General features: G+C 53.7%; 2 protein-coding genes. One reads left to right on the top strand and one right to left on the bottom strand.

What is annotated here, in order from left to right; genetic code table 11:
• On the bottom strand, positions 1-1,170 hold a 1,170-nt coding region (gene trxB, locus H6F43_RS06020), incomplete at its 3' end, for a thioredoxin-disulfide reductase (protein WP_190341657.1).
• A gap of 477 nt (positions 1,171-1,647) precedes the next feature.
• On the opposite strand from trxB, the gene H6F43_RS06015 reads away from it, so the two are divergent.
• A partial coding sequence (locus H6F43_RS06015) for an esterase-like activity of phytase family protein (protein ID WP_190341655.1) occupies positions 1,648-2,058 on the top strand: 411 nt, incomplete at its 3' end.

Raw genomic sequence — 2,058 nt, 5'->3', positions numbered from 1 at the left:
AATCGGCTTCAAGGTGTGACAGGGACCACACTGCGGCGAGGCGTACTTGACCACGATCAGGCGATCGCTCTCGTGATACAGCTTCCGCAGCGCGTAGCCGCCTTCGTGCCGGGTTCGATCCAACTCGTACTCCGACGCTTCTTGCTCCTCGGTTTTCTTAGCAACGGGTTCAGTTTCCGGCTTCTCCGACGCTTCAGTTTGGTGGAATTCCTCAATCAGTCCATTCAGCGATAGCCAGCGCTCTGCCAGCATTGCCGCCGTACAGCCCGACCCAGCGGCAGTAATTGCCTGACGATATTCGTGGTCTTGCACATCACCTGCGGCAAACACGCCTTCAATGCTGGTTTCGGGCGAGCCGTGCTTCGTGACGACATAGCCCACATCGTCGAGGTCTAGCTGACCCTGGAATAAGGCAGTGTTGGGAGTGTGCCCGATCGCGTAGAACAAGCCTTTGACGTGCAGCATGCTTTCCTCACCTGTCTTGGTGTCTCGCAGCTTGATGCCCTTCATGTGGTCTTCTTCGCCAAACACGTCCACTGCTTCGGTGTTCCAGTGAACGGTAATGCGGGGATTCTTCAGCACGCGGTCCTGCATGGCTTTGCTTGCGCGCAGCCTGTCGCCCCGAATCAGCATGTGGACGTGGTCGCCGTACTTGGTCAGGTAAATCGATTCTTCTGCTGCCGTGTCGCCGCCGCCCACTACGGCTAGTTCAGCACCTCGGAAAATTGGCGTAGCGCCGTCACAGATGGCACAGGCAGAAATGCCTCGGCTCCAGAAGCTTTGTTCGCAAGGCAGTCCCAATCGCTTGGCCGTTGCGCCAGTTGCAATGACGACGCTGTGCGATCGGACTTCGCGCTCCTCCGAGCGAATCACAAACGGACGTTGACTAAAATCTACAAACGTCACATCTTCCGTGTAAAGCTCTGCGCCCCAGCGGATTGCTTGCGCTTTCATGCGGTCCATGAGCTGAGGTCCGGTGATGCCCTCAGGGAAGCCAGGAAAGTTTTCGACTTCAGTGGTTGTCATGAGTTGCCCACCAGGTAAGCCGCCAGCTTGGAAGCCTTCGAACACGAGGGGTTTCAAATTTGCCCGCGCTGCATAGATCGCTGCTGTATAGCCTGCCGGACCAGAACCGATGATTACTACGTTTTCAATGGGTGACGTTGTCATTGGTTTACACAAACTCATAACGACTACGCATAGTATAACGCGATCGTTCAACCTTGCCAAGCCGTCTCACCGTCTGCGTTCTGAAATTTAGCGCCGCCGTAGCATTTCTCGATTCAGCCTGGTCTGCCCTTACCCGATGCCCCTTCCTATGAGGGAAGGAAAACCTCCCTGTTCTGGGGAGGATGTACCTCAACGGAGTCAGAGTCGCTATAAATGAAGTTTTGATGAACACACAACGGGTTTAGCCTTTGTTGATCTAGTTTTTGATAAAATTTCCAGCCTTTTACCTTCTAGGATTAGATTAATGAAAGCCATAATGGGTAATCGTTTCAAGGATTCAGGTTTCTTAATTCGGCTTCAATAAACCCTTCAACTTGATATAGTCCGTTCTTAATTTCGCTGTGGGATGCTGTGAGCGCGAAACAAATCCTGGTGCATCTCGGATTGTGTGCATCCCACCTCCTCAGCGAGAAACACATGGTTAATACAACACTAAAAGGCTTTGCCGTTCTGCCTGCGGACACGTTTGCGGCAGGTCCATCATCCGGCAAAGACGCCTCCGGCAACGGGCGCACGGGTCCCTTTCCAGGACAGCCCGTCCAAGGCTTTAGCGGCGTGCAGTTCGCCGACCAGCAGACATTTTGGTTCATGCCCGATAACGGCTACGGCGCAAAGAATAACAGCGCCGATTTTCTACTGCGAATTTATCAAGTCGATCCGAGCTTCCGAGGCGTAGAAGCCGGAGACAGCAGCGTTAAAATTCTCAGCCTGATTCAGCTTTCTGACCCCGATCGAAAAGTTCCGTTCTCGATCGTCAACGAAACCACGCCCGATCGCCTGCTCACGGGTGCCGACTTCGACATCGAATCGTTTGTGATTGCGGCAGAC

It is taken from the genome of Leptolyngbya sp. FACHB-36 (assembly GCF_014695955.1).
Classification (GTDB): domain Bacteria; phylum Cyanobacteriota; class Cyanobacteriia; order Leptolyngbyales; family Leptolyngbyaceae; genus FACHB-36.
The sequence above is the reverse complement of the archived record's forward strand: the minus strand, read 5'-3'. Positions and strand labels throughout refer to the sequence as shown.